The following is a 3708-nucleotide window of genomic DNA, read 5'->3' on the forward strand; positions in this document are numbered from 1 at the left end:
CCAGGCGCGCGGCCTCGGCCTTCAGCAGGCGCACGCGCTGGGCGTTCTCGCGGATGTCGCGTTCCAGCTCGGCGATGCGGCTGCTCTCGCGCGCGGCGGCGGCCTTGGCGACATAGACCGACATGACCATGACCGCGACCAGGGCCACGCCGATGATCTCGATCCAGCGCACGCCACGCACCTTCCAGTCGAACAGGCGCTGCAGCAGGCTCTTGCGATAGGCGAAGGGGTTGGTCGCGGTCATGCCGCCGCCTTCCACGCGGGGGCGTCGGTGCGGACCGCCGCGCGCAGCTTGGCCGAACGGGCGCGGGGATTGGCGGCGCGCTCCTGCTCTGTCGCCTCGCGCGCGCCCTTGAACTGAAGGGTGAAGCTGGGCTTGCGCGGGTCGATGGCGATGGGCGCGTGGCGAGAGCCGGCGGGCGCGTTGCCGCTGCGCTCGGTCAGGAAGGCCTTGACGATGCGGTCCTCCAGCGAATGGAAGGTCACGACCGCCAGACGGCCGCCCGGCGCCAGGGTCGCCTCGGCCGCCGCCAGACCGCGCTCCAGCTCGCCCAGCTCGTCGTTCACCGCGATCCGCAGGGCCTGGAAGGTGCGGGTGGCCGGATGGATGGGCGCGCCGCGACGGCCGCCCAGCGCCTTTTCGACCGTCTCGGCCAGGTCCAGGGTGCGGGTGAAGGGCCGTTCGACGCGACGACGCAGGATGGCGGTGGCGATCCGACCGGACTGACGCTCCTCGCCGTACAGCTTGAGGATATGGGCCAGGGGGCCGTGGTCCCAGGTGTTGACGATGTCGGCGGCGGTTTCGCCCTGGTCGCTCATCCTCATGTCCAGCGGGCCGTCGCGCATGAAGGAAAAGCCCCGCTCGGCCCGGTCCAACTGCATCGAGGAGACGCCGATGTCGAAGACGGCGCCGTCCAGCCGATCCGCGCCGCTTTCGGCGAAGGCCTCGGCCAGGCCGGAGAAGGGCGTGCGGACCAGCTGGAACCGGCCGGGGAAGTCGTTGGCCACGGCGTCGGCGTGCGGCTGGACCGTCGGATCGCGGTCCAGGGCGATGACGCGGGCGCCGGCGTCCAGGATGGCGCGGGTGTAGCCGCCGGCCCCGAAGGTGGCGTCGATCATGACGTCGCCCGGCGCAGGCTTCAGCGCCTCGATCACTTCGGCCAGCAGGACCGGGGCGTGGGGGCTCATGATCCGCCTCCCGCCAGCTTCATCTGGGCCGCCAGCTTCAGGGCGCCGATCTGGGCCATGCCGGCCTTGGCCAGGGCGCGCTGCTCGGCGCGGCGGGCCGCCCATTTCTCGCGCGACCAGATCTGGAAGCGGTCGTTCAGGCCGACGATGACGACGGTGTCTTCCAGGCCCGCCTCGGCGCACAGGCCTTCGGGCAGGGTGATGCGGCCGCCGGAATCATAGGCCAGACGCACCTGCTCGCCCATCACCTGCCACTCCAGCGCCGAGCGCTCCTCCGAGCCGAACGGCAGGGACTCGATCATCTCGGCATAGACGGCGAACAGCCGGTCGCCGCCCGCCTCCAGGCAGTCGGCCTCGATGGAGGGGAAGATGAAGACGCCGCCGGCGGCGCCGTTTTCGGTCGTGCGGAAATCGTTGGGGATCAGGAGACGGCGCTTGCCGTCCAGCTGCTTCTCGTAGGTCGAGAGAAACACGCCCTGCCCATCGGACCCTTCGGCCCGTCCCTAGATGCCCTGACGTACGCCCGCCGCGCACGCCTTTCAGCCCCATCTCATTCGAGTGGGATATCATGGGATGAAATGGGTCTCAATGGGATTGAAGGCTTTACTTAACCATGTTGCGGAGCTGTGGCGGCCGCAACACTGGCCTTTGTGAGAACATACAAGGAACAATCCAAGTATTCACAGCCTGTGCGCCGATGTGAATCGCCTCGCCCCTACAGCGGGTTAACGAGCGGCCGACCGCAGAGGGCGGCCCGACCGTAAAATGACGGGGACAAAACGGCCTGAAGCATCGCCGATGCGCGGCAGGCCGATACAGCCGCCTCAAACAGGCCGAAGGCCGATAGGCGAAAAAGAAGGAATGCCAGACGGCCTGTAAGCCGGGTTCTGTTCCGCTCCTGAGAACGGCGACGATCATTCCTCTGGACCGCCCATTGCTGAGCGGTTCTCGCGACCTACCCGGACGTCTGGGGCGGTGAACCCTGCGGCCGAAACCGCGCGACGTCCCTATTTGGTCTTGCTCCAGGCGGGGCTTGCCATGCCATCGACGTTGCCGCCGACGCGGTGGGCTCTTACCCCACCCTTTCACCCTTGCCGGTCCCGAAGGCCCGGCGGTTTGCTTTCTGTGGCGCTGTCCCTCGGGTCGCCCCGGGCGGAGGTTATCCGCCGCCTTTTCACCGTGGAGCCCGGACTTTCCTCGACGGGCGCGAAGCCCGCCGCGACCGCCCGGCCGTCTGGCGCGCGCTAGATGCGCGTTACTGCGGGTAACGTCAATCCAGCACGCCGGTCGGACTTTCGACGCTGGCAAGCTGCAGCAGCCCGACCAGGCGCGCGCGGGTCTCGCCGTCGGCGACGCCGTCGATGCGGGCGGGACGCCAGTGGCGCTGGAAGGCGCGCACGGTCGTCTCGGTCTCGGCGTCGTAGTCGCCGCCGGGCTGGAGACCGTAACCCAGCCGGTGCAGGCCCGCGCGCAGGACGATCACGCCGATGCCTTGGTCGCCTTTCTGCAGGAGACCGCCCAGGGCCGCGATCCGCTCCGCCGCCGGTTCGAACCACAGGCCGTGGCCGGCTTCGGCCAGGCGCTTCCAAGGGAAGAGTTCGCCGGGATCCTCCTTGCGCTCGGGCGCCAGGTCGGAATGGGCGATGATGCGGTTGTCGGGAATGGTCCAGCGGCCGCGGATGTCGCCGATCAGGGCGGTCAGCGAGGCGACCTGGGCGTCGGGAAAGGGGCGATAGCCGAACTCGTGCCCCGGATTGACGATCTCGACGCCGATGGAGGCGGCGTTGCAGTCCGTTTCGCCGCGCCAGACGCCACGGCCCGCGTGCCAGGCCCGGCGCGCCTCGGGGACCAGGCGGAAGACGCGGCCGTCCTCCTCGATCAGATAGTGGGCCGAGACCTTGGCGTCGGGGTCGCGCAGGCGCGCCAGGGCGGCCTCTCCGGTCTGCATGCCGGTATAGTGCAGCACCAGCATGTCCGGCGGCGCGCGACGGGCGTCGAAGTTCGGCGACGGCACCTCGATGACGTCGATCATGGCCAGGGCGGCCTCAGCGGCCGTGACGTTCCCAACCGTAGGCGACCCAGGTGTCGCCGACCTTCTGCGCGTCGATGACCTCGGGATCGGTCGAGCGGCGGCGCAGGATCATGTTGCGGCGCGCCCGCAGAGCCAGACCGGCCAGGAAGACCAGGACGCCCGCGATCACCGCGATCACGGCCACGGCGGCGGCGGTGAAGACCGCCAGGATCGCGCCCACGGCCATCGCCGCCACGCCCGCGATGACGCCCCCCAGCCACATCACCGAGGCGACGAGGCCGTTCGGGCGGCGGCGCGGCGTGAAGCCGACAGTGACGAGACGTTCGGGCTGGAACATGGGTCGATCCTCTTCGGGCGCTCCTCGAAACGCCGAACCCCCAATGTCGGTCCATCGCCCCGCCGGGTCAATGCCGGGACCGCTCACGCCTGCGTGCGGCATTTTAGCTGGCCCTATCGGCCTTCGGCCTACTTGAGGGCATTTTAGCTGG

The 3708-nt window shown here is 69.5% G+C and carries 4 protein-coding genes, 1 other RNA gene and 1 pseudogene; all 6 read right to left on the minus strand.

Annotated elements, in window-relative coordinates; genetic code table 11:
- Positions 1-244 (minus strand): annotated as a pseudogene (locus tag B2U11_RS04235) (cell division protein); the annotation flags it as partial.
- On the minus strand, positions 241-1188 hold the full coding sequence (rsmH, locus tag B2U11_RS04240; RefSeq protein WP_292070168.1) for a 16S rRNA (cytosine(1402)-N(4))-methyltransferase RsmH: 948 nt from the start codon (positions 1186-1188) through the stop codon (positions 241-243). The pseudogene B2U11_RS04235 and the gene rsmH, both read right to left, overlap by 4 nt.
- Positions 1185-1661 carry a division/cell wall cluster transcriptional repressor MraZ gene (locus B2U11_RS04245; RefSeq protein ID WP_008263595.1) on the minus strand — a complete coding sequence of 159 codons (477 nt, stop codon included), beginning with the start codon at positions 1659-1661 and terminating at the stop codon, positions 1185-1187. Before B2U11_RS04245 ends, rsmH begins: the two co-directional genes overlap by 4 nt.
- Before the next feature lie 387 nt (positions 1662-2048).
- An RNA gene (gene rnpB / locus B2U11_RS04250) (RNase P RNA component class A) lies at positions 2049-2426 on the minus strand.
- A gap of 32 nt (positions 2427-2458) precedes the next feature.
- A complete protein-coding gene (locus tag B2U11_RS04255) occupies positions 2459-3220 on the minus strand; it encodes a peptidoglycan recognition protein family protein (protein WP_292070170.1) in 762 nt (253 codons plus the stop codon).
- Between the two features lie 13 nt (positions 3221-3233).
- Positions 3234-3557 carry a hypothetical protein gene (locus B2U11_RS04260; protein ID WP_292070171.1) on the minus strand — a complete coding sequence of 108 codons (324 nt, stop codon included), beginning with the start codon at positions 3555-3557 and terminating at the stop codon, positions 3234-3236.
- Between the last annotated feature and the right edge of the window lie 151 nt (positions 3558-3708).

The sequence above is a fragment of the Brevundimonas sp. UBA7534 genome (assembly GCF_002479325.1).
GTDB lineage: Bacteria > Pseudomonadota > Alphaproteobacteria > Caulobacterales > Caulobacteraceae > Brevundimonas.